Raw genomic sequence first — 21,345 nt, forward strand, 5'->3', positions numbered from 1 at the left:
CCACTGTGCCGCATCCATACCCGATGCCGTCGTGGGCTTGGCCGTTTCGCGTATCACCGGCGCCCGCTGGTGCCACCGTTGGTCGGGAGAGTTCACCGGCGCAGGGATGGGTGGTGGGTCCGCATGACGAGCAACGACCTGGTCGTGGTGCTTCCGGGGATCACGGGCAGCACGCTCGGGGTCCGGGGGGAGGACGGCTCTCCGGCGAGCGAGAACCTCATCTGGGCCCCGAGCGCCGGGGCCGTCTGGAAGCTGCTGACCGGCGGCCAGTCGATCCTCAAGAAGGTCCTGCCGGAGGGGATCGGCGACGATCACCCGGGCGACGGCGTCGAACCCGTCGCGCTCATGCCCGACGTCCACGTCCTGCCGGGCATCTGGACGCCGATCCGCGGCTACGACGTGCTCGTCAGCGCCCTCGAGAAGCAGGGGTACCAGCGGGGCACCGGCGGCAAGCCGGCCACGCTCATCACGTACGCGTACGACTGGCGCCTCTCCAACCGCTACAACGGCGCGCGACTCAAGACCGTCGTCGAGCCGGCGCTCGAGCGGCTGCGGGCGCAGGGCGGGGCGTATGCCGACGCGAAGGTCGTCTTCGTCTGCCACTCCATGGGTGGCCTCGTCGCCCGCTGGTACATCGAGAAGTGCGGCGGCGCCGAGGTGACGCGCAAGCTCATCACCCTCGGCACCCCCTGGCGCGGTGCGACCGACGCGCTGACGCAGCTCGTCAACGGCGTCAAGAAGGGCATCGGCCCGCTGTCGGTCGACCTCACGGACTTCTCGCGCAGCATGCCCTCGCTCTTCCAGCTGCTGCCGGAGTTCGCGTGCATCGGCAACGCCGGGGGCTACGCGAAGACGACCGAGGTGTCGGTGCCCAACGTCAGCACCGCGATGGTCGCCGACGCGATGGCCTTCCACACCGACCTCCAGGCCGCCGAGTCGGCCCGGCCGGAGAGCCGGACGTCCGCGCACATGATCGTCGGTATCCGGCAGCCCACCGCGACGACGGTCCAGCTCTCGGGTGGCACGGCCACGGCCTACCAGGACTTCGGCACCGACAACGACTTCGGTGACGGCACGGTGCCGCTGACCGGGGCCGTCGGTCTCGGCGAGGCGCTCGACACGAACCTGGCCGTGCGCGTGCCGGACCAGCACACCAACCTCCAGTGCAACCAGCTCGTCCTCGACCAGGTGCAGGAGATCCTCAGTGCCAAGCCGGTCCGTCGGCGCGAGATCACCGACACGAACGTGCGCGCCGTCGTGCCCGACCTCGTGACCCAGGGGCAGGCCCTCAAGGTGGCCTTCGACCTCGAGGCGGACGACCCGGGCGTCGACCCGCCGCGCAAGGCCGTGACCGTCACCGTCACGAGCGAGCAGGGCACGGTGCTCGCGAGCGTCGAGCCGACCCTGCGCAGGGGCCACGGCGTCGCGACCTTCGACGACCTCCCGCCCGGCACGCACACCGTGAGCGTCAGCGGCTCGGGACCCACCTCGACCGTGCGACCTGTCACCTCGACGACGCTCGTCTGGCCGAGGTCCACCGGCTGACGGTGTCGGCGACGGGTGGTTGGGTGAGGGGATGACCTCAGAGACCACTGGATCGACGATCGGCTGGGACTGCGTCGCGCTCGACTGCGCGGACGCGGCGGGAGTGGCGCAGTTCTACGCCGACCTGCTCGGTGGCCGCGTGGAGGCCGACCCCGACGGCGACTGGTTCAACGTGCTGTGGGACGGCCCGCGCATCGCGACCCAGCTGGCACCGGGGCACGAGTCGCCCGACTGGCCCCGCGGCCAGCAGCAGGCGCACCTCGACTTCGTCGTCGTCGACATCGCCGCGGCCCACGAGCGGGTGCTCGCCCTCGGCGGCACGGCCCTCGACCCCGTCGAGCCACCTGAGGCGGGTCCTGAGCGCGGCTTCCGCGTCTACGCCGACCCTGCCGGCCACCCGTTCTGCCTCTGCCGCCCGACCCCTGACGCCTGGGGCTGAGGCCGGCCCGCGGCCGTCAGCCGAGGCCGAGCCCGTCGAGCGAGGTCGACGGCTTCTGGTCGGGCAGCCGCAGCATGCGGAACGAGTTGGCGAGACCCAGCAGGCCCGCGATGAGCGGGACGAGCAGCGCGATCTGGAGAGAGCGGTTGCGGGCCTCGTCGTTGATGGCCAGCACCTCGGCCTCCACCTCGGCGGGCTGGCCGGAGATCTGCTGCTCCAGCTGGCTGTTGCTCATGATCTCGGCGTCGTGCTCGAGAGCCTGGGCGATCTGCTGCTGCTGCGCGGCCGGGATGACCGGGCTGCTCTGCGCCAGCTGGGTGAAGCCGACCGAGAGCGCGGCGAGCATGAGACCGCCCGCCATGGCGAGACCGAACGAGAGGCCGAAGGACCCGGCGGCGGAGTTGACGCCGGCAGCCTCGCTGACGCGCTCCTCCTCCACGGGGGCGAGGGTGTAGTTGTTCAGCTGCGACACGAGGAGGCCGAGGCCGCAACCGGTGATCGCGAGCGGGACGACGAAGTACCACGCGCTGTCGGCGCGAGGCACGAGCGGGAGGATGACGGCGACACCCAGACTCGTGAGGACGAAGCCGGTGCGGATGATCGACGCCGGTCGCCGGTCACCGGCCCTGCGTCCGGCCACCAGGGCCGCTGCGAACATCGTCAGCGACAGCGGGGCCAGCGACAGGCCGGACTGGAGGGCGTTGTACTCCAGCGTCATCTGGAAGTAGAGCGGGAGGGCGATCATGGCGCCGCCGAGGGTGACCTGCTGGAGCAGCTGGCCCGAGACGCCGGCCGTGAAGTTCGGGTGTCGGAACAGGTCCGGGTCGAGCAGGGTGACCTGTCCGGCACGCTTGCGCCGGCGGAGCCACCGGGCCAGGAGCACGAGCGCCGTCGCCCCGACGACGAGGAGCAGGCCGACGTACCGACCGCCCTCCTGCCAGACGAGGATGCCGAGCACCACCCCGCCCATGCCGAGGGCGGACAGGATCGCGCCGACCACGTCGATCTCGCGCGAACCGGTGTACTCCACGTCCCGGACCAGCCGGATCTGGCTCAGGACGACGACGATGATGAGGACCTCGAGAGCGAACCCGACGCGCCACGACAGGTACGTCGTGACGAACCCGCCGAGCAGCGGGCCGATCGCGGCGGCGATGGCTGCCGAGGCGCCGACGAGCGCGTAGGCCTGCTTCTGGGCCGCCCCGGAGAAGTTGCCGTGGATCAGTGACTGCATCGCCGGAAGGAGCAGCGATGCTCCCAGGCCTCCGATGATCGCCCAGAAGATGATGATCGCCGTGAGGCTCTGGGCGAGGGTCATCGCGAGCGCACCGATGGCGTATCCGAGCAGACCCAGGACGTAGGCGCGCTTGCGCCCGACGAGGTCGCCGACCTTGCTGTTGATGAGGATGAAGGCGGCGGAGACGAGCGCCTCGAGCGCGATGGCCGACTGGACCCCGCTGGCCGTCGTGTCGAGGTCGGTGATGACGGCCGAGATCGACACGTTCATCAAGGAGGTGTCGACCACGAGGACGAACATCGCCATGGCCAGCAGGAGCATCAGGCGGCGGCTCCCCGGCACCTCGGGGTCCGAACCTTGGGCGGGGTTCTGCGTCATGTCACCCTCTCGGCCACCGAATGGCCGAAGTCTACCGACGTCGAAGGACGGCGTCAGTCAGTCGAGGACGATGCCGAAGTGGGCGACGAGGGCTGCGCGCACGGCGTCCTCGTCGGCGAGAGCCGTCTCCTCGCGTCGGCCCTGTGTCGTCGTGATGAGCCGGTCCCCGCTCAGGGTGACCCGTCCCGTCGGGGTCAGCAGCGACGCGAGCCGTGACCGCGTGAAGTGGCTGTCGGGCGAGGTCTGCTGCCACTCGTTGCGCGCCGCGAAGTCGGAGAGCGGGTGGGGCACCGTCGAGAAGCCGAACCGGTCGCGCCAGTCCTCGCCGTCGCGGCGCTCGCGCGAGACCCATGTGTCGTCGCGCCGCACGAGTCCCACGAGGTGGCCGCGTTCGCGTCGCTCGACGCTGTCGCGCAACGGCAGCGGCTCGATGAACCCCTCGCCGAACCCGACGTCCGCGAGCACGGGCTCCTCGAGCCGGCCGCCCGACACGACGAGCGCGACGTGGTCGCAGTCGTCGGTGAGCCCACCGGCCGCCGTGGTCACGCGCGCGGAGACGAGGTCGACGGCATACCCGAGGCTGCGCAGCAGCAGGGCGAAGAGGCCGTTGAGCTCGTAGCAGTAGCCGCCGCGCCGGGCACCGACGACCTTGGCCAGCAGCGACGCGCGGTCGAGTCGGATCGGACGGCCGAGCGAGATGTCGAGGTTCTCGAACGGCACCGCCAGCAGGTGTGCCCGGTGCAGTGACGCGAGCGCCGTCGGGGTGGGGGACTCGGGAGCGGCCGCGCCGATGCGCCGAAGGTATGCCGTCGCCTCGGTGGCCGTCAGCGTGTCGGTCGTCGTCAGTGAGGTCACCCCGTCATCCTGCGACCTCGAGCCACCTCGAGGTCAAGCGGGCGCCGGAAGTGGCAGCGTCACGCCGACCATCGTCACGCCTCGGCCGTCCCACTCGTAGGCCGTGCGTTCGAGCAGGTCTCCCGCGGCGGACCGGAGGACGGCCGGGTCGAGCGACGGGACGTCGAGCGGGCCGCGCTCGAGCACCTGGGTGCCGTCGTCGTAGCGGACGAGGACCTCGAGGCGGCGGGGGAGACGCGGCGGTCCGTCGAGCGAGAGCACGCGCGCGACGGCACGCTCGACGCAGCCGTCGAGGACCGCCACGACCTTGGACCGGGTCCGCGTCGCGGGCAGCGACCGGCTCGCGCTGACCGACCTGCGCGGTCCGGGGAGGCGGATCGTCGCGTCGTCGGTGCCGCGTGCGATGGAGACGAGGCGCCGGGCCATCGCGGTGGTGACGAGGCGCTTGAGGTCGTCCTCATCGAGACCGTGGAGGTCGGCGACGACGAACAGCCCTGCGGCGTGGAGCTTCTCGTACGTCGTGGGACCGACGCCCCAGAGCTCGTCGAGGCGCAGACGAGGCCGGACCCGCGCCTCGAGCTCGGCGTCGACGACGACGAGGCCGTCGGGCTTGGCACGCCGGCTCGCGAGCTTGGCCATGAGCTTGGTGCGCCCGACGCCGACCGAGACCGGGAGCCCGACCTCGGCGCGGGCGGCCGCGCGCAGGGCCACCGCCATCCCGCGCGGATCGCCGCGGTCACGTCCGGTGACGTCGAGGAAGGCCTCCTCGACCGATCCCGGCTCGACGAGGGGCGTGAAGCGGCGGAACACCTCGAACAACCGGACGGACGCCTCCTCGTAGGCCTCCGCGCGGTAGCCGGTGACGAGCACCTGAGGCCAGCGGCGCTGGACCTGGCGCAGCGGCATACCGGCGTGGATGCCGAGTGCACGTGCCTCGTAGGACGGGCACGCGACGACCTCGTGCGCTACGACCATCGGCCGCCCGCGGAGCGCCGGGTCGTCGCGTTGCTCGACGGAGGCGAAGAACGCGTCGGCGTCGGCGTGCAGGATCACCACCGGCCCAGTCTCCGCCCGGCCACCGACAGGCCCGACGGATGGCGCGCGTGGTGGTGCTGCGCCGGGTGGGGTGATCACCCCACCGACTGCCGCATCATCCGCGACACGATCCGCCGGATCATGCCCGGGCGCTCAGTAGCCGGCGTGGTCGAGGGCCTCGGTCGTCAGCTGGCGGCCGAGCTCGATCATCTCCGCCGCCCGGTGGAAGTCGAGGGTCCGGACGGCGTTCGACGGCACGGTGACGAGCACGTCGGGCGGGTTGCTCGCCATCCGGTAGCGCGAGATGAGGGCGCTCATCGTCTCGAACGACATGTTGAGCAGGTCGACGAGCCCGACGTCGGCCGACCGTACGACGAGGGCCTCGCTCGGCGTCTGGGGCAGGTCGGCCACGGCCTCGGGAGGGATCGGCTGGTCGTGGGGGAGGTGGTCGTGGTCGCGGGAGTGCCCGCCGAAGCGGCTCGTGATGGCGCGGATCCGCTCGGACTCGAGCACCTCGGCGGCGCTGCGCCGCAGCCGGGTCGTCCACTCCTCGCGCGACACGGGCTCCGACGACTCCTTGACCGGGGTCGTCGCCCCTCCGGTGGCCCGCATGCCCGACAGCGAGATGGCGATCGTCAGGTCCGCCGAGGACGCGGCGGTCGGCTCGATGGGGATGGGGTTGATGAGTCCTCCGTCGACGAGGACCCGGCCGTTGATGACGGCGGGGGTGATGACGCCGGGGATGGCGATCGACGCGCGGATCGCGTGCTCGACCGGCCCGCGCTGGAACCACACCTCTCGGCGCGCGTTGATGTCGGTCGCGACGGCGGTGTACGGGATCGGCAGGCTCTCGATCGTCGCTCCGTCGAGGATCTCCCCGACCTTCGCGATGATCCGCTCGGCCCGGATCGCGCCGTTGGGCGAGGTGATGCTGAGGTCGAGCAGCCGCCACACCTCACGCTGGGTCAGGCTCCGGGCCCACTCGGTGTACGCGTCGAGCTTGCCCGCGGCCGCCACTCCGCCGACGAGCGCGCCCATCGACGTGCCCGCGATCGACACGATCTCGAAGCCACGCTCGGCGAGCACCTCGAGCGCGCCGACGTGGGCGTAGCCGCGCGCCCCGCCCGACCCGAGCACGACCGCTGCACGCATCCCCTCAGCCACGTCCTCGACGATAGTCCGCGTCCCGGACGGCTCGCGCGCCGGTCAGGACGTCAGGAACCAGATCTCCATCGCGTCGAGGCGCTCGCGGTCGGCGACCATCTCGATGCCGGTGACGAGGTCGCGGTCGTCCACCGTGAAGCGGAAGGCCACCATCGCCTCGCCCCGCAGCGTCCACACTGCGCCGATGCCGCCGTCGAAGGCCGCGAGCCGTGCCGACCTGGCGCCGCCGTTGAACCGCTGCGCCACGGCCTCGGGTCCGCGGAGCACGTCGGGAGAGCCCATCGCGACCGCTGCCTCGTCGGCGCTCAGCACGACGTCCGGGTCGAGCATCTCGAGCAGGGCGGAGAAGTCGCCGCCCCGTGCGGCGGCCAGGAAGGCGGTGACGACCTCGCGCTGCCGGGTCCGGGCCGGGGCGGACTCGTCCGCGTCGGCCGCGCGCACCCGGCGGCGGGCGCGGCTCGCGAGCTGCCGGGTCGCGGCGGGGGAGCGGTCGAGGATGTCGGCGATCTGCTCGAACGGCATGCCGAAGAGGTCGTGGAGCACGAAGGCGAGCCGCTCGGCCGGGGCGAGCGTGTCGAGGACGACGAGCAGGGCCAGGCCGATGCTGTCGGCGAGCTCGACCTCGCTCGCCGGGTCGGGGGCGGGGCGCGTCGGCTGGGTCGGCGCGGTGCGCGCGTCGCCACCCGCGACGAGCTCGGCGAGGCCGGCGTCCCAGCTGTCCTCGCGGCGCGAGCTGCGCGACCGCAGCATGTCGAGGCTGATCCGCCCGACGACGGTCGTGAGCCAGCCCGCGAGGTTGGTGACCTCGGTCGTGTCGCTGCGGCTGAGGCGCAGCCACGCCTCCTGCACGGCGTCGTCGGCGTCCGCGCCCGAGCCGAGCACGCGGTAGGCCACGGCGCGCAGCCGCGGCCGCTGCTGCTCGAACTCTCGGGCGAGCCACTGCTCGCGGGTCCCGTCGTCCATCTCGTCACATCCTCCGGTCGTGATCCGTCATAGCACTGACGAGCCGGCGCCACCCGATGTGACACCACCGCTCGACAACCCACCGGATCACCCACCCGATCACCCACAGGAGACCACGATGTCCGCCGTGAACACCCTCATCTACCCCGTCACCGACCTCTCCGCCGCGAAGCAGGTCTTCACGACCCTCCTCGGCACCGAGCCGCACACCGACGAGTCCTACTACGTCGGCTACTCCGTCGACGGCCAGGAGATCGCCCTCGACCCGAACGGGCACCGCAAGGGCCTGACCGGTGCGACGCCCTACTGGTCGGTCGACGACCTCGAGGCGACGGTCGCGGCACTCACCGCGGCCGGCGCGACCGTCAGCCAGCAGCCGACCGCGGTCGGTGGCGGCCGCACCGTGGCGGTGCTGTCCGATGCCGATGGCAACATGATCGGCGTGATGCAGGGATGACCGCCGACGACGTCACCGACAGCACCGAGGGCGTATGCCGTCCGGCCGCCGACGTGCCCCCGTCCCCTCCTCCTCCGCGCCCCACGGCGGAACGGGTCCGGGACACCCGGGAGCTGCTGGACCGGGAGATCGACTGCTGGGTCGCGACGACCGACCCCGCGACCGGTGCGCCTCACCTCGTGCCCCTGTCGTTCGACTGGGACGGGCGCGCGATGCTGCTCTCGACCGGTGAGCGCAGCGTCGCGGGACGCGGTCTGGCGTCCGGCGCAGGAGTGCGGATCGGGCTCGGTGCGACGCGTGACGTCGTCATGGTCGACGGCTCCGTCGAGGTGGTCCCGACCGCCGCGCTCGAGCCCGCCGAGGCCGATCGTTTCGCCCAGCGGACAGGTTTCGACCCTCGGGAGACCTCGGGTTCGTACGTCTTCTTCCGGGTCGTCCCGAGTCGCATCCAAGCCTGGCGCGAGGAGAACGAGCTGCGTGACCGCGACGTGATGCTCGATGGCCGCTGGATCACGTCCGACGACTGACCGAGCCTGACGAGTTCGACTGTGTCACAGTCGATCCCACGCCCACCACAGGTCGACGGGGCGGCGGCTCCGAGGGGGCGTGACGGCATACGCGATCGGCGTCGGTGACGCCGCGTGACGAGGGGCCGGGAGGGATGTCACCGACACCCGCCCGGCCCCTCACGGCTGCCCGCAGCGAGGGGCGGGTCTTGCGCCCCCGCGCCGACCTGTGCACTATGGAGGTGCAGATGTAAGCGCTTACAGGGCCGGGGAGACCCGGTCAGGGGCTTGGTCGCGACACATCACTCAACGACGAGACGCGAGAGGTGGGACCCATGGCGACAGCACGCAAGAACCCGGACGGCACCGCCTCGGCGGGCGCCACCATCTACTCCGTCGCCGAGCGCGCCGGCGTCTCCATCGCCACCGTCTCCCGCGTCCTCCAGGGCGCCGGCACCGTGTCGACGACGACGGCCCAGAAGGTCCTCGACGCCGTCGACCAGCTCAACTACGTGCCGCTCGGTGCCGCCCGCAGCCTCGCCGTCCGCCACCACGAGGCGCACGGTCTCGTGCTGCCCGAGCTCACCGGTCCCTACTACTCCGAGCTGCTCATGGGCTTCGAGTCCCGGGCCGCCGAGCTCGGCCAGAGCGTCACCCTGATGCTCACCGACGGCAAGGCCGATCTCGCCCGTGCCGTGCGCCAGCTCGCCACCCGGGTCGACGCCATCGCCGTGCTCGGCTCGGCCGCCATGCCGCCCGCCGTCGCCCGGGCCCTCCACGGCCAGAAGCCCGTCGTCATCATCGCGGGCACGCCGCAGGAGGGCATCGAGAGCGTCCGCGCCGAGAACGCCCACAGCGCCGAGCAGCTCACCGAGCACGTGCTCGCCCACGGCCGCACTCGACTCGTCTTCGTCGGTGACCCCGAGGGCGCGCCCGACATCGCGGAGCGCCACGCCGGCTTCGTCGCCGCCCACCGGGCGCGCGGCCTGGAGCCCGCTGCCCCGGTCCGCGTCCCGTTCCGCGAGGGGGAGGGCGCGGCCGTCGCCGAGCGCATCCTCGCCGGCGAGATCGAGGCCGACGCCCTCGTCTGCGCCAACGACGAGCTCGCCCTCGCGATCATGAGCCACCTCCAGGACGCCGGCCGCGACGTCCCCGGCGACATCGCCGTCGTCGGCTGGGACGACGTCATGACCTCGCGCTACGTGCGCCCCGGCCTCACCACCGTGCGCCAGCCCGTCCACGAGCTCGGCGTCATCGCCGCCGAGCGCCTCCACCAGCGCGTCTCCGGCGGGCTGCCGCAGCTCGAGCCGCAGATCCTGCCGACGGAAGTCGTCGTCCGCGGGTCGTGCGGCTGCCCCACCCGCTGACCGCCGCGCGCGACGCGCCTCCGCCCATCCCCCTGCCCCCGTCCGTCCCTCCCCCAACCCCCGACACCGATGTCGGAGACACCCGAGAAAGTGAGACACCGATGAGACGCACCACAGCCATCACGGTCGCGTGCATGACTGCCGCGGCCCTCACCGTGACCGCCTGCGGTCGCAGCGCCGAGAACGGCGGCACCACCGCCGGTCAGACAGGCGCCGCGGTCAGCACCGGCAAGGCCACCGGCACGATCACCGTCTGGGCGATGGGTGCCGAGGGGGACAACCTGCCCAAGCTGACGAAGGACTTCGAGGCCGCCAACCCCGGCGTCAAGGTCCAGGTCACGGCCATCCCGTGGGATGCCGCGCACGACAAGTTCACGGCCTCGATCGCCTCCGGCAACACACCGGACGTCGCCATGGTCGGCACGACGTGGATGGGCGAGTTCGCGAGCAGCGACGCGATCGACCCGACGCCGGCGCAGATCGACAAGTCCGCGTTCTTCGAGGGTGCCCAGAAGACCACCGAGGTCAACGGCACGTCCTACGGCATTCCCTGGTACGTCGAGACCCGCGTGCTCTTCTACCGCACCGACCTCGCCAAGAAGGCCGGCTACGACAGCGTGCCCACCGATGCACAGGGCCTCAAGGACATGGCCAAGGCCATGCAGACCAAGGCCGGCGCGCAGTACGGCATCGGCCTCCAGGCCGGTGGCGAGGGCTCGTGGCAGACCCTCATGCCGTTCGCCTGGAGCGACGGCGCCGACCTCACGAAGGACGGCGGCAAGTCGTACAACTTCGACAGCCCCGAGATGGTCAAGGCCGCGAAGTACTACCAGTCGTACTTCACCGACGGCATCTCCAACAAGAGCGCCCCGGCGACCCCGACGACCGAGCCCGACTTCGCGAGCGGCAAGGTCCCGATGTTCATCTCCGGCCCGTGGATGATGTCCGCGGTCGAGAAGGTCGGCGGCGCCGGCTTCAAGGACAAGTACAACGTCGCGCCGATCCCCGCCGGCTCGGCCGGGTCGTCGTCGTTCGTCGGTGGCTCGAACTTCGTCGTCTTCAAGAACACGAAGAACCGCGACACCGCCTGGAAGTTCGTCCAGTGGCTCGCCGACCCCAAGGTCCAGTCGAAGTGGTACACCATCTCGACCGACCTCCCGTCGGTCAAGAGCGCCTGGCAGGACCCCGCGCTCGCCTCGGACAAGAAGCTCGCCGTCTTCGGCAAGCAGCTCGAGACCGCCAAGGCGCCGCCGTCGTTCCCGACGTGGGAGCAGGCCGTCAAGGGGCTCGACACCGAGATGGAGAAGATCACCAAGACCGGCGAGGACCCGGCCACCGGTCTCAAGACGGCCCAGCAGCAGGCCGAGTCCATCGGCACGGGAATGTGATCCGATGACCGCCCAGACCGGCACGACCGGGTCCCCCGCCGGACCCGTGACGCCGCCTCCGGTCACCGCCCCGGGACGACCCGACACAGGGTCGTCCCGGGGGGCGGGCGACGGAGGCTCCCCCGGCCGGGTCGGCTCGGCCCGGCGACGGGAGGGGCGGGCGGCCTGGATCCTCGCGATCCCCTTCTGCCTGCTCTTCCTCGCCTTCACGGCCTGGCCGGTGGTCCAGTCGCTCTTCATGAGCATCACGGACACCAAGGCCCGCGACCTGCGACACCCCTTCAGCGTCAACATCATCGGCCTCGACAACTTCACGAAGGCCCTGTCGGACCCGACCTTCCGCAAGGCCGCCGCCAACACGGCGTACTTCGTCCTCGTCGGTATGCCGCTGACGCTCGTCGTCGCGCTCGCCGCCGCGGTCGCGCTCGACAAGGGGATCACGCGTTTCCGCGCGGTCTTCCGCCTCGGCTTCTACATGCCGGTCATCACCTCGATCGTCGCGGTGGCCGTCGTGTGGCGCTTCCTCCTGCAGGACCCGGGTGGCCTCATCAACACCGCCCTCGGGTGGTTCGGCATCACCGGGCCCAACTGGCTCGGTGACCCGAACTGGTCGATGCCGGCGCTCATCATGATGGCCGCGTGGCGCAACTTCGGCACCGCGATGATCATCTTCCTCGCGGGGCTGCAGGCCGTGCCCGCCGAGCTCCACGAGGCGGCCGCGATCGACGGCGCCAACGCCTGGAAGCGGTTCCGCTACGTCACCATGCCGCTGCTGCGACCGACCCTGCTCTTCGTCATGGTCACGACGGCCATCGGCTACCTCCAGTTCTTCGAGGAGCCGTTCGTCATGACCAAGGGCGGCCCGCTCAACAGCACGATCTCGCTGTCGATGTACACCTACCAGCAGTTCGGCTTCGGCAACTACGGTCTCGCGTCGGCGATGAGCTACATCATCTTCGTCGTCATCGCGATCGTCACGGCCCTGCAGTTCCGCCTGCTCCGAGAGAGGACCTGAGATGTCCGTCGACACCGCACCGCGACCGACCGGTCCGACAGCCCCGGCTCCGGCACCGACGTCGAAGGCGAGCAGGACCGGATCGGGCATGGTCGGCTCGAGCCAGGGCAGCCGCTGGTGGCTCTACGTGCTGCTGACCGTCGCGCTCGTCGCCGTCATCGCCCCGTTCGTCTGGATGGTGCTCGGCAGCTTCAAGGGTGAGGGCGAGCTGCGCCAGGTCCCGCCGACGTGGCTGCCCGAGAGCGCCTCGCTCGACAACTACACGCAGCTGTTCAGCAAGCTGAACTTCGGCCAGTTCTTCACGAACTCGATCGTCGTCGCCGTCGTCGTGACGGCCGGCAACCTCATCTTCTGCTCGATGCTCGGCTACGCCCTGGCGATGCTCGACTTCAAGGGCAAGAAGGCGATCTTCATCGCGGTCATGGGCACGCTCATGATCCCGGGCGTCGTGACCTTCGTGCCGCTCTTCGTGCTCGTCGCGAACGCCGGCCTCATCAACACCCTGCCCGGCCTCTTCCTGCCGTTCCTCGTCAGCCCGTTCGGCGTCTTCCTCATGCGCCAGTTCATCCTCGGCCTGCCGAGGGACCTGCTCGACGCAGGGCGCGTCGACGGTGCCGGTGAGCTGCGGATCTTCTGGAAGATCATCCTGCCACTGTGCGGACCCGCCCTCGCGACGCTGGGCATCCTGACGTTCCTCGGCAGCTGGAACAACTTCCTGTGGCCGCTCGTCGTGGCGCAGTCCGAGGACAAGTACACCCTCCCGGTGGCCCTGGCCCTCTACTCGACCGGTCAGAACAGCACGAACTACGGGCTGCTGCTCGCCGGCGCCACGGTCGTCATCATCCCGATCCTCGTCGTCTTCCTCATCTTCCAGAAGCGCTTCATCGAGGGCATCGCCACCACCGGCCTCAAGTAAGCCGTCCCCACCCCGGAAACAGGAGCACTGCACCATGTCCGAGAAGAAGCTCTACACCCCCAGCCGCCGCTCGATGCTCGTCGGGGGCGCGGCCTCCGTCGCCGCCTTCGCGCTCGCACCCTCGGCGTCCGCGTCGACCACCGGCGCGCGCCAGGCGCCCGCCTTCCTGCGCTCGTCGGGCCCGAATGCCGTCCGTTCCCTCCAGGGCGCCACGGTGCGCACGTGGGCGGCCGACACGTGGCGCAGCCTCGTCGCGATGACCGACCCGAGGACCGGCCTGCCGGCCGACAACATCCCGGCCTCGCTCGCCGCCGGCGACCGCTCGGGCTACACGTCGCCGACGAACATCGGCGGCTACCTCTGGTCGACCGTCGTCGCCCGCGAGCTCGGCATCATCACCCGTGGCGAGGCGACCGCCCGCCTGATCCGCACGCTCAAGACGGTCGAGCGGATGGAGCACCACACGCCGAGCGGCATGTACTACAACTGGTACGACGAGGCGACCGCCACGGCGCTGCACACGTGGCCGGACTCGGGCGACAAGGTCGTCCCGTTCTGCTCCAGCGTCGACAACGGCTGGCTCGGCGCGGCGCTGCTCGTCGTGGCCGGGTCCGACAAGGCCGCCGCCCCGTGGGCCAGGCGCATCTTCGACCGGATGCGCTGGGACTCCTTCTACAACGACAACAGCGACCCGGCCCACCAGGTGCGCGCCGGCGGTCTCATCCACGGCGGGTTCTACCCGTACGAGGACGGGCGTCCCGGCGGCACCTACCAGGGCACCCACATCGGCGGCGACCCCGTCTGGCTCACGACGCACCACTACGACACGACGGTGTCGGAGACCCGCATCACGAGCTACCTCGGCATCATCACCGGTCAGATCCCCGCGAAGCAGTACTTCGCGATGTGGCGCACGTTCCCCGCGACGTGCGACTGGTCGTGGCACGAGATGCAGCCCGTCGGCGAGAACCGCACGTACTACGGCCTCGACGTCTACGAGGGTGCCTACACCTACCGCGGCATGCACATCGTGCCCGGCTGGGGCGGCTCGATGTTCGAGGAGCTCATGCCCGACGTCTTCGTCGACGAGGCCGCCTGGGCGCCCCGCTCGTGGGGTCGCAACCACCCGCTCCACGTCCGGGCCCAGCGTGAGCACGGGCTCATCGACGCCGGGTACGGCTACTGGGGCTTCAGCCCGTCGAGCAACCCCGCCGGCGGCTACCGGGAGTACGGCGTCGACGCGCTCGGCCTCAACCCGACGGGCTACATGTCCGACCAGGAGAGCACGAACTACGACCCGGGCTTCGGCGACTGCCGTGCGGCGACGAACCCGAACCCGACCTACGGCGACGGCGTCGTCACGCCGCACGCGTCGTTCCTCGCGATGATGCACGAGCCGGACGAGGCGTTCACCAACCTCGCCAACCTCAAGGCCGACTTCGACTCCTACGACCGCGGCGGCTTCTTCGACGCCGTGGCCGTCCGGTCCGGGACCGTCGCCCGCCGCTACCTCTCGCTCGACCAGGCCATGGTCATGGGCGCCGCGGGCAACGTGCTCGGCAACGACGTCCTCCGTCGCGCCTTCAGCACCACAGCCGTGGAGCGCGTCCTGCGCCCGGTCATCGGTGTCGAGGAGTTCGGCGCGAGCCCGATCGCCTGACCCACCGCAGCCGCACCACCCGCACCACCATCCCGTGGCCGTCCGACCGCACGCATCGGGCGGCCACGGGACCCCTCACCGACGAAAGGCACCACCCGTGCGCCCCGAGCTCTCCACCTCCGAGGACGGCGTCGCCTACCGCGACCTCAACGGCAACGGCCGGATGGATCCCTACGAGGACCCACGCCTGACCGTCGAGGAGCGCGTCGAGGACCTCCTCGGGCGGCTCTCCCTCGAGGAGAAGGTCGGCCTCATGTTCCAGACCGTCATCGAGGCCGGTGCGGACGGCACGGTGCTCGAGCACCCGGGCACCATCAGCAAGTCCCCCACGAGCACCGTCGTGCTCGACAAGCACCTCAACCACTTCAACGTGCACGCCCTCGACGACCCGCGGATGGCGGCCCGGTGGAGCAACGCCCTGCAGGCTCTCGCCGAGGGCACGCCACACGGCATACCCGTGACGGTGTCGACCGACCCGCGGCACGCGTTCATCGAGAACGTCGGGGTGTCGTTCTCCGCCGGCGCGTTCTCGCAGTGGCCGGAGCCGCTGGGCCTCGCCGCGCTGCGCGACGCGGACGCGGTGCGGCGCTTCGCCGACATCGCCCGCCAGGAGTATGCCGCCGTCGGCATCCGCGCCGCGCTGCACCCCACGCTCGACCTCGCGACGGAGCCGCGCTGGGCGCGCCAGGCCGGCACCTTCGGTCAGGACCCGAATCTCGTGACCGAGCTCGGGGTGGCGTATCTCAAGGGCTTCCAAGGTGATTCGCTCGGCCCGGGCAGCGTCGCGTGCACGAGCAAGCACTTCCCCGGTGGCGGTCCGCAGAAGGACGGCGAGGACGCACACTTCCCCTACGGGCGCGAGCAGGTCTATCCCGGAGGGCGGTTCGCCGACCACCTCAAGCCGTTCCCGCCGATCATCGAGGCCGGCACCGCGGGGATCATGCCCTACTACGGGATGCCGGTCGACCTCGTCGTCGACGGCGTGCCGATCGAGCCGATCGGCTTCGGCTACAACAAGCAGGTCGTCACCGGACTGCTCCGCGAGAAGCTCGGCTACGACGGCGTCGTCGTCACGGACTGGGAGCTCGTCAACGACAACCACGTCGGCGACCAGGTGCTCCCGGCACGGGCGTGGGGTGTCGAGCACCTCGACCCGCACGGCCGCATGGAGCTGATCCTCGAGGCCGGTGCCGACCAGTTCGGCGGCGAGGAGTGCGTCGACATCCTCCTCGACCTCGTCGCGCAGGGACGGGTCTCCGTGGCTCGCGTCGACGAGTCGGCGCGCCGCATCCTCGCCGTGAAGTTCCGGCTCGGGCTGTTCGACGACCCGTACGTCGACGAGGACGCCGCCGCCACGACCGTGGGTCGGGGTGACTTCCGTGAGGAGGGGTATGCCGCCCAGGCCCGTTCGGTGACGGTGCTGCACAACGCGGACGATCGGCTCCCGCTCGAGCAGGGGCTGCGCATCTACGCCGAACGCGTCTCACCCGAGGCGGTGGTGCGGCACGGCAAGCTCGTCGACCGGCCCGAGGACGCCGACGTCGCCGTCGTGCGGCTCACCGCCCCGTTCGACCCGCGTTCGGACCTCTTCCTCGAGTCGTGGTTCCACCAGGGCTCGCTCGACTTCCCGCCCGGCCTCATCGCCCGGCTCGAGCGGATCGCCGCGGTCTGCCCGCTCGTCGTCGACGTCGTGCTCGACCGACCGGCTGTCGTCACGCCGCTGCTGCGCTTCGCGTCGGCCGTCGTCGGCAGCTACGGCAGCAGCGACGACGCCCTGCTCGACGCCGTCACCGGCACCATCGCCCCCGAGGGTCGGCTGCCCTTCGACCTCCCGCGGTCGATGGACCAGGTGCGGGCGCACGGGGAGGACGTGCCGGGCTACGACGACCCGCTCTTCGCGTTCGGCCACGGCCTCACGATCTGAGGCACATGGCAAGCAGGCCGGCCCCCGACTGCGTGTTCACGCAGTCTCGGGGGCCGGCTTCCGCGTTCCTGGTTCGCTGCCACGCCGAGAGGAGCACGATGCGACCACCATCGCGCAAGACCTCGAGACAGGGGAACCATGATGAAGTCCAGTCGTGTCGCCACGGTGCTGCTAGCCGGTGCCGGAGTGGTCGCGGGCATCGCCAGCACGGCAGTGCCCGCCTCCGCCGCCATGAACGTGCCCGCCAGCGCAAGCATCGTCAACCGCGTCTGCTCGGGCGCGATCTCGTGGTGGGGCGGCGAGTCCGCCTACTCCACCCAGTACAACGTCGACACGCGCTCCCACGGGACGGTGAAGATCTGTTACGCGGTCTACAAGTTCAACGACAGCAACAGCTCGTACGACTGGTATGCCGCCGATCTGCAGACGGTGTGGACGAACGCCAGCGGCAGCAACAGCAATGCGGCGGCCGTCCTGGGCCAGACCATCTCGTCGGCGAAGTACACGTCGAGCAACGACTACTCGGCGACGCCGACCTACAAGTCCACGACGTCGTGCGGCACGCCGATCAACGTCGGCCTGACGGCGACCACGGGTGTCTTCGAGGCCAGCGTGAGCACCCCGATCCAGCTCTGCAGCGGCTACACCGTGACGCGGGGAAGCTTCGGACAGAAGAGCGCGTCGTGGACGACGCCCAAGGTCGGTAAGTCACCCAGCGTCGAGACGGGCTACCACCAGAAGGTGACGGCCGGACGCCCCACCTACACGTTCACGGTGATGGTGCCCTACTACAGCTACTCCTACAACGGCACCATCTGGGTCCGGGCCGAGAACTACCGCTGGTACACCTACAAGATCTGATCAGCCGGTGTAGCCCTCGACGGTGCGCTCGGAGCGCACCTCGGCGCCGTCGGGGTCCTGGCCGAACTCGCGCCGGGCCCGGCGCTGCCGCAGCAGGTCCCAGCACTGGTCCAGCTCCACCTCGACGCTGCGCAGTCGGGCGTGCTCCTCGTCGACGGTGATGTCGCCGGCCTGCAGGGCCGAGCGCAGTCGGTGCTCCTCGTCGATGAGCGAGCCGATGCGGTCCTGGATCGAGGGGTCGTCAGCCATGGGCCCACGATCGCACGGCCCCACGGGCGCCGTCGAGGGCTAGCATGTGGACAGTGACCACATTCGCGCTCGTCCCGGGTGCAGGCGGCGCTGCCTGGTACTGGCACCGGGTCGTTCCGCTCCTCGAGGACGCCGGCCACGAGGCCGTCGCGGTCGACCTGCCCGCCGACGACCCGGCCGCCGGGCTGTCGGAGTACGCCGCCCTCGTGACCTCTGCGGTCGAGGGGCGTGACGACGTCGTGGTCGTCGGGCAGTCGATGGGCGGCTTCACCGTGCCGATGGTCGCGGCGCGGCGACCCGTCGCCGGCATCGTCCTGCTCAACGCCATGGTCCCGCTCCCGGGCGAGACCGCCGGTGCGTGGTGGGACGCCGTGCGGTCGGAGGAGGCCCGGGTCGCGGCGGCCCGCGCCGGTGGGTGGAGCGAGGAGATCGACCTCGACACGTACTTCCTCCACGACGTCGACCCGGCGGTCGCGGCGACGGGCGAGGAGCACCAGCGACCCGAGGCGGAGCGCGCCTTCGAGACGCCGTGCGCCATCAATGCCTGGCCCGACGTGCCGACCCGCGTCGTGGCCGGCGCCGACGACCGCTTCTTCCCGGCCGATCTCCAGCGTCGCGTGGCGCTCGACCGGCTGGGCCTCGACATCGATGTCGTGCCCGGCGGGCACCTGGCCGCACTCTCGCACCCGACCGAGCTCACGGCATACCTCATGGCATTCCCCAGGCGTCGGGAGTAGGACTGGGGCATGGGAAGGTCCGTGCTCGGCGTGCTCTACGCGCTCGTGATGGTGGCCGTCGTCGTGGCCGTCGACGTCCTCTTCTTCAGGGACCACGCGTGGGCGCGGCTCATGGCCAACGTGGGCATCGTCCTCGTGTTCGGCGCCTTCTACCTGAGGTTCTTCCGATCCGTCTGACCGCCGCACGTCGGGTCGCCGACCTGTGCGCGTGCAAGGCTGGGTCCGTGATCGACGACTTCGCCAAGGCGTACCTCCACGACAACCTGCGCTGGGTCCGGACGTCCCTGCTGCAGAAGCTCGACGGGGTCTCGGAGTACGACGCGCGCCGACCCCTGACGACGACGGGCACCAACCTGCTCGGCCTCGTCAAGCACCTCACGCTGTCCGAGGCGCGCTACCTCGGCGGCATCCTGGGGCGCCCCTTCCCCGAGCCGCTGCCCCAGTTCGACGACGCGGGCTTCGTGAGCCGCGACCAGCTGTGGGTCAGGGCGGACGAGTCGCGGGCCGAGGTCGTCGAGCGCTACCGGCGCGCCTGCGCCCACGCCGACGCGACGATCGAGGCGCTGCCGATCGACGCGCCGGGCCACGTCCCGTGGTGGCCGCGACCGGACGTCATGCTCTTCAACCTCATGGTGCACGTCCTCACCGAGACCAACCGCCACGCCGGCCACGCCGACATCCTCCGGGAGCAGGTCGACGGCGTCGTCGACGACGGCGCCGTCTCGACGAGCGACGCCGCCGACGACTGGGCGGCCCATCGCGAGAGGGTCGAGCAGGCTGCACGCGCAGCGGGAGCCGGCGCCTGACAAAGGGGCTCGCCGCGTGCCGTGCCGCTCTTGCGCCGACCTTGCAGGATTCCTGCTGCTTCGGGCGGGCGGCCTTGCGACGGCGTCGACACACTGAGGTCGTGGCGCCGGTCCGGCGCCACTCGTGACCGACCGTCCCCGGAGGACCGCCCATGTCTGACCCCGCCCAGGCCCCACGCCGGACGTTGCTCGGCCGTGCCGTCCTCGTGGCGGTGGGAGCCGGCGCCGTGGTCCTCGGCGCCCAGTCGATGGGCCCGGCGACCGCGCCGACGCCACGAGCCGCGGCACCGGTGAGCAGCGCGCCGACCGCACCGGTCACGACGCTCGCCCCGGAGAGCGACCTCGTCGACGCCAGCGTCTCCACGGGCCTGCGCCCCGTCACGCGGGCGCTGGGACCCGTCGTGGCCGGACAGCAGTCGTGGGTCCGGATCCCGTGGACGACGGACGTGCCCGTCTGCTCCGTCTCCGTCACGGTGGTGGCGGCCGGTGCGGATGTCGGCTATCCCGTCAACACCGGCGCGTACTCGTCCTTCTACCACCAGAACCGTCTCGCGGCGTCCGTCCGCGACTACACGGCGGTGCGCCTCCTCGTGCCGGCCTTCTCCTCCGCGAAGGTCGTCACGGCCGACGTCACGGCCAGCTTCACGACGACCACGAGCGCCGTGGGCCCGGCCGCGAAAGCCTGTGTCGGCGCGAGTGTCACCCGGACCTACCGCGTAACCCTGCCGGTCCAGCCGTCGTCCACTGCGCCCGCCGCCGCCCTCGCCGATCCCGTTGCGCCGTCGTCGGATCCGGTCGGCTGAGCGATTCTGCCTCAGTCCGGCGTCGACGCCTCACGGCGCCGGCGGGCCGGGACCCCGAGGGTCGTCTCGCGCGCCTCGAGCGTCCACGCCACCTCGACCTCCTCGGCGTCACCGCGCTCGCCGTCGATGCGGCGTGACAGCAGCTCGAGCGCGGCTCGCGCCAGGCCGGTGAGGTCGGGCGAGATCGTCGTGACCGTCGGGTTGGAGTAGCGGGTCTCGGCGATGTCGTCGAACCCGACGATGGCGACCTCGTCCGGCACGTCCACGCCGGCCTCGACGCAGGCGCGCAGGGCGCCGATGGCCATGAGGTCGTTGAAGCAGAAGACGGCGTCGGGAGGCTCGGGCAGCGCGAGCAGCCGTTGCATCGCGGCGTGGCCGTCGGCGCGCTCGAAGTGGGGCACGCCGATGACGAGGTCGGGGTCGTAGGGGAGACCGGCACCCTTGAGCGCCTGGCGGTAGCCGCGCAGGCGCATGGACGCGGTGCCCCTCGTCGTCTCGCGCCCGACCGCAGCGATGCGTCGACGCCCTTGTGCCACAAGGTGTTCCGTGGCGGCTCGAGCTGCCGCCACGGAGTCGACCGCGATGTGGTCGAAGCCGGTGGGGACGGGCCGCTCGCCGAGCAGCACCATCGGCAGGCTGTCGGCCCGTCGCCCGATCTCGTCGGGGGAGAGGGCGAGCGGCGAGAAGATGACGCCGTCGATGACGTGCGACCGCATCCCCTCGAGGACGACGCGTTCGGCATCGGCGTCGCCGCCCGTCACGTCGAGCAGGACGATGAAGCCGAGCGCGGCCGCCTCCTCCGTGATGCGCGCCGCGAGCTCGGCGAAGTAGGGGGAGTCCATCGCCGGCACGGCGAGGGCGAGGAACCCGGCGCGACCGTGCTTGAGGCTGCGCGCCGAGAGGTTGGGCCGGTAGTGCAGCTCGGCCATCGCGGCCTCGACGCGCTCGCGCGTGCTCGCCTTCACGTGGGGGTGGTGGTTGAGCACGTTGGAGGCGGTCTTGACCGACACTCCCGCACGCTCCGCCACGTCCCGCAGCCG

At 71.2% G+C, this 21,345-nt stretch carries 22 protein-coding genes; 15 read left to right on the forward strand and 7 right to left on the reverse strand.

Annotation, left to right across the window (positions count from 1 at the left end):
* Window positions 1-123: 123 nt before the first annotated feature.
* Both H283_RS0102090 and H283_RS0102095 read left to right on the forward strand, forming a co-directional pair.
* The gene (locus H283_RS0102090) at window positions 124-1,545 is read left to right on the forward strand and encodes a triacylglycerol lipase (protein ID WP_020141854.1); all 1,422 of its coding nucleotides are present in this window, start codon (window positions 124-126) and stop codon (window positions 1,543-1,545) included.
* A 31-nt stretch (window positions 1,546-1,576) separates the two neighbouring features.
* Complete coding sequence (locus H283_RS0102095; RefSeq protein ID WP_020141855.1) at window positions 1,577-1,984, forward strand: VOC family protein; 408 nt, start codon at window positions 1,577-1,579, stop codon at window positions 1,982-1,984.
* A 16-nt stretch (window positions 1,985-2,000) separates the two neighbouring features.
* On the opposite strand, the gene H283_RS0102100 is transcribed toward H283_RS0102095, so the two are convergent.
* From H283_RS0102100 to H283_RS0102120, 5 genes are all read right to left on the reverse strand, one after another.
* On the reverse strand, window positions 2,001-3,599 hold the full coding sequence (locus tag H283_RS0102100; protein WP_028785267.1) for an MFS transporter: 1,599 nt from the start codon (window positions 3,597-3,599) through the stop codon (window positions 2,001-2,003).
* Between the two features lie 57 nt (window positions 3,600-3,656).
* Window positions 3,657-4,454 carry an arylamine N-acetyltransferase gene (locus tag H283_RS0102105; RefSeq protein ID WP_020141857.1) on the reverse strand — a complete coding sequence of 266 codons (798 nt, stop codon included), beginning with the start codon at window positions 4,452-4,454 and terminating at the stop codon, window positions 3,657-3,659.
* A gap of 33 nt (window positions 4,455-4,487) precedes the next feature.
* Entirely contained in the window at window positions 4,488-5,510 is a 1,023-nt protein-coding gene (locus H283_RS0102110; RefSeq protein WP_020141858.1) for a DNA polymerase IV, read from the reverse strand.
* 132 nt (window positions 5,511-5,642) lie between these two features.
* Window positions 5,643-6,641: a patatin-like phospholipase family protein gene (locus H283_RS0102115; RefSeq protein ID WP_020141859.1), complete on the reverse strand. Its 999-nt coding sequence runs from the start codon at window positions 6,639-6,641 to the stop codon at window positions 5,643-5,645.
* A 54-nt stretch (window positions 6,642-6,695) separates the two neighbouring features.
* A complete protein-coding gene (locus tag H283_RS0102120; protein ID WP_020141860.1) occupies window positions 6,696-7,616 on the reverse strand; it encodes a sigma-70 family RNA polymerase sigma factor in 921 nt (306 codons plus the stop codon).
* A 118-nt stretch (window positions 7,617-7,734) separates the two neighbouring features.
* Here H283_RS0102120 and H283_RS0102125 point away from each other — a divergent pair, with 118 nt between their 5' ends.
* From H283_RS0102125 to H283_RS0102170, 9 genes are all read left to right on the forward strand, one after another.
* Window positions 7,735-8,073, forward strand: coding sequence for a VOC family protein (locus H283_RS0102125; protein WP_020141861.1), 339 nt, complete (start codon window positions 7,735-7,737; stop codon window positions 8,071-8,073).
* Window positions 8,070-8,600 (forward strand): hypothetical protein, encoded by a 531-nt coding sequence (locus tag H283_RS0102130; RefSeq protein ID WP_020141862.1) that lies wholly within the window; start codon window positions 8,070-8,072, stop codon window positions 8,598-8,600. The genes H283_RS0102125 and H283_RS0102130 overlap by 4 nt, the downstream gene beginning before the upstream one ends.
* A gap of 314 nt (window positions 8,601-8,914) precedes the next feature.
* Window positions 8,915-9,946, forward strand: a complete 1,032-nt coding sequence (locus tag H283_RS0102140) for a LacI family DNA-binding transcriptional regulator (protein WP_020141864.1) — start codon at window positions 8,915-8,917, stop codon at window positions 9,944-9,946.
* A gap of 101 nt (window positions 9,947-10,047) precedes the next feature.
* A complete protein-coding gene (locus H283_RS0102145; RefSeq protein WP_020141865.1) occupies window positions 10,048-11,334 on the forward strand; it encodes a sugar ABC transporter substrate-binding protein in 1,287 nt (428 codons plus the stop codon).
* Between the two features lie 4 nt (window positions 11,335-11,338).
* Window positions 11,339-12,349, forward strand: a complete 1,011-nt coding sequence (locus H283_RS0102150; protein WP_020141866.1) for a carbohydrate ABC transporter permease — start codon at window positions 11,339-11,341, stop codon at window positions 12,347-12,349.
* 1 nt (window position 12,350) lies between these two features.
* Window positions 12,351-13,265, forward strand: a complete 915-nt coding sequence (locus tag H283_RS0102155) for an ABC transporter permease subunit (protein ID WP_020141867.1) — start codon at window positions 12,351-12,353, stop codon at window positions 13,263-13,265.
* A 34-nt stretch (window positions 13,266-13,299) separates the two neighbouring features.
* On the forward strand, window positions 13,300-14,925 hold the full coding sequence (locus H283_RS0102160; protein ID WP_020141868.1) for a glucoamylase family protein: 1,626 nt from the start codon (window positions 13,300-13,302) through the stop codon (window positions 14,923-14,925).
* Window positions 14,926-15,022: 97 nt separating this feature from the next.
* Window positions 15,023-16,849, forward strand: coding sequence for a glycoside hydrolase family 3 protein (locus tag H283_RS0102165; protein WP_020141869.1), 1,827 nt, complete (start codon window positions 15,023-15,025; stop codon window positions 16,847-16,849).
* Window positions 16,850-16,987: 138 nt separating this feature from the next.
* Entirely contained in the window at window positions 16,988-17,710 is a 723-nt protein-coding gene (locus H283_RS0102170; RefSeq protein WP_196805890.1) for a hypothetical protein, read from the forward strand.
* Here the strand turns inward: H283_RS0102170 and H283_RS0102175 are convergent, their stop codons facing one another.
* On the reverse strand, window positions 17,711-17,959 hold the full coding sequence (locus H283_RS0102175; RefSeq protein ID WP_020141871.1) for a DUF2630 family protein: 249 nt from the start codon (window positions 17,957-17,959) through the stop codon (window positions 17,711-17,713).
* Window positions 17,960-18,003: 44 nt separating this feature from the next.
* Here H283_RS0102175 and H283_RS0102180 point away from each other — a divergent pair, with 44 nt between their 5' ends.
* The 4 genes from H283_RS0102180 to H283_RS0102195 all read left to right on the forward strand — a co-directional run bounded on the left by H283_RS0102180 (window position 18,004) and on the right by H283_RS0102195 (window position 20,305).
* Window positions 18,004-18,696, forward strand: coding sequence for an alpha/beta fold hydrolase (locus H283_RS0102180; protein ID WP_156022921.1), 693 nt, complete (start codon window positions 18,004-18,006; stop codon window positions 18,694-18,696).
* A gap of 9 nt (window positions 18,697-18,705) precedes the next feature.
* A complete protein-coding gene (locus tag H283_RS28010; protein ID WP_020141873.1) occupies window positions 18,706-18,873 on the forward strand; it encodes a hypothetical protein in 168 nt (55 codons plus the stop codon).
* Between the two features lie 47 nt (window positions 18,874-18,920).
* Window positions 18,921-19,502, forward strand: a complete 582-nt coding sequence (locus H283_RS0102190) for a DinB family protein (protein WP_020141874.1) — start codon at window positions 18,921-18,923, stop codon at window positions 19,500-19,502.
* Window positions 19,503-19,654: 152 nt separating this feature from the next.
* Entirely contained in the window at window positions 19,655-20,305 is a 651-nt protein-coding gene (locus H283_RS0102195; RefSeq protein WP_020141875.1) for a hypothetical protein, read from the forward strand.
* Between the two features lie 11 nt (window positions 20,306-20,316).
* Here the strand turns inward: H283_RS0102195 and H283_RS0102200 are convergent, their stop codons facing one another.
* Window positions 20,317-21,333, reverse strand: a complete 1,017-nt coding sequence (locus tag H283_RS0102200) for a LacI family DNA-binding transcriptional regulator (protein WP_255324754.1) — start codon at window positions 21,331-21,333, stop codon at window positions 20,317-20,319.
* Window positions 21,334-21,345 lie beyond the last annotated feature (12 nt).

The sequence above is a fragment of the Terracoccus sp. 273MFTsu3.1 genome (genome assembly GCF_000383675.1).
Taxonomy (GTDB): Bacteria; Actinomycetota; Actinomycetes; order Actinomycetales; family Dermatophilaceae; genus Terrabacter.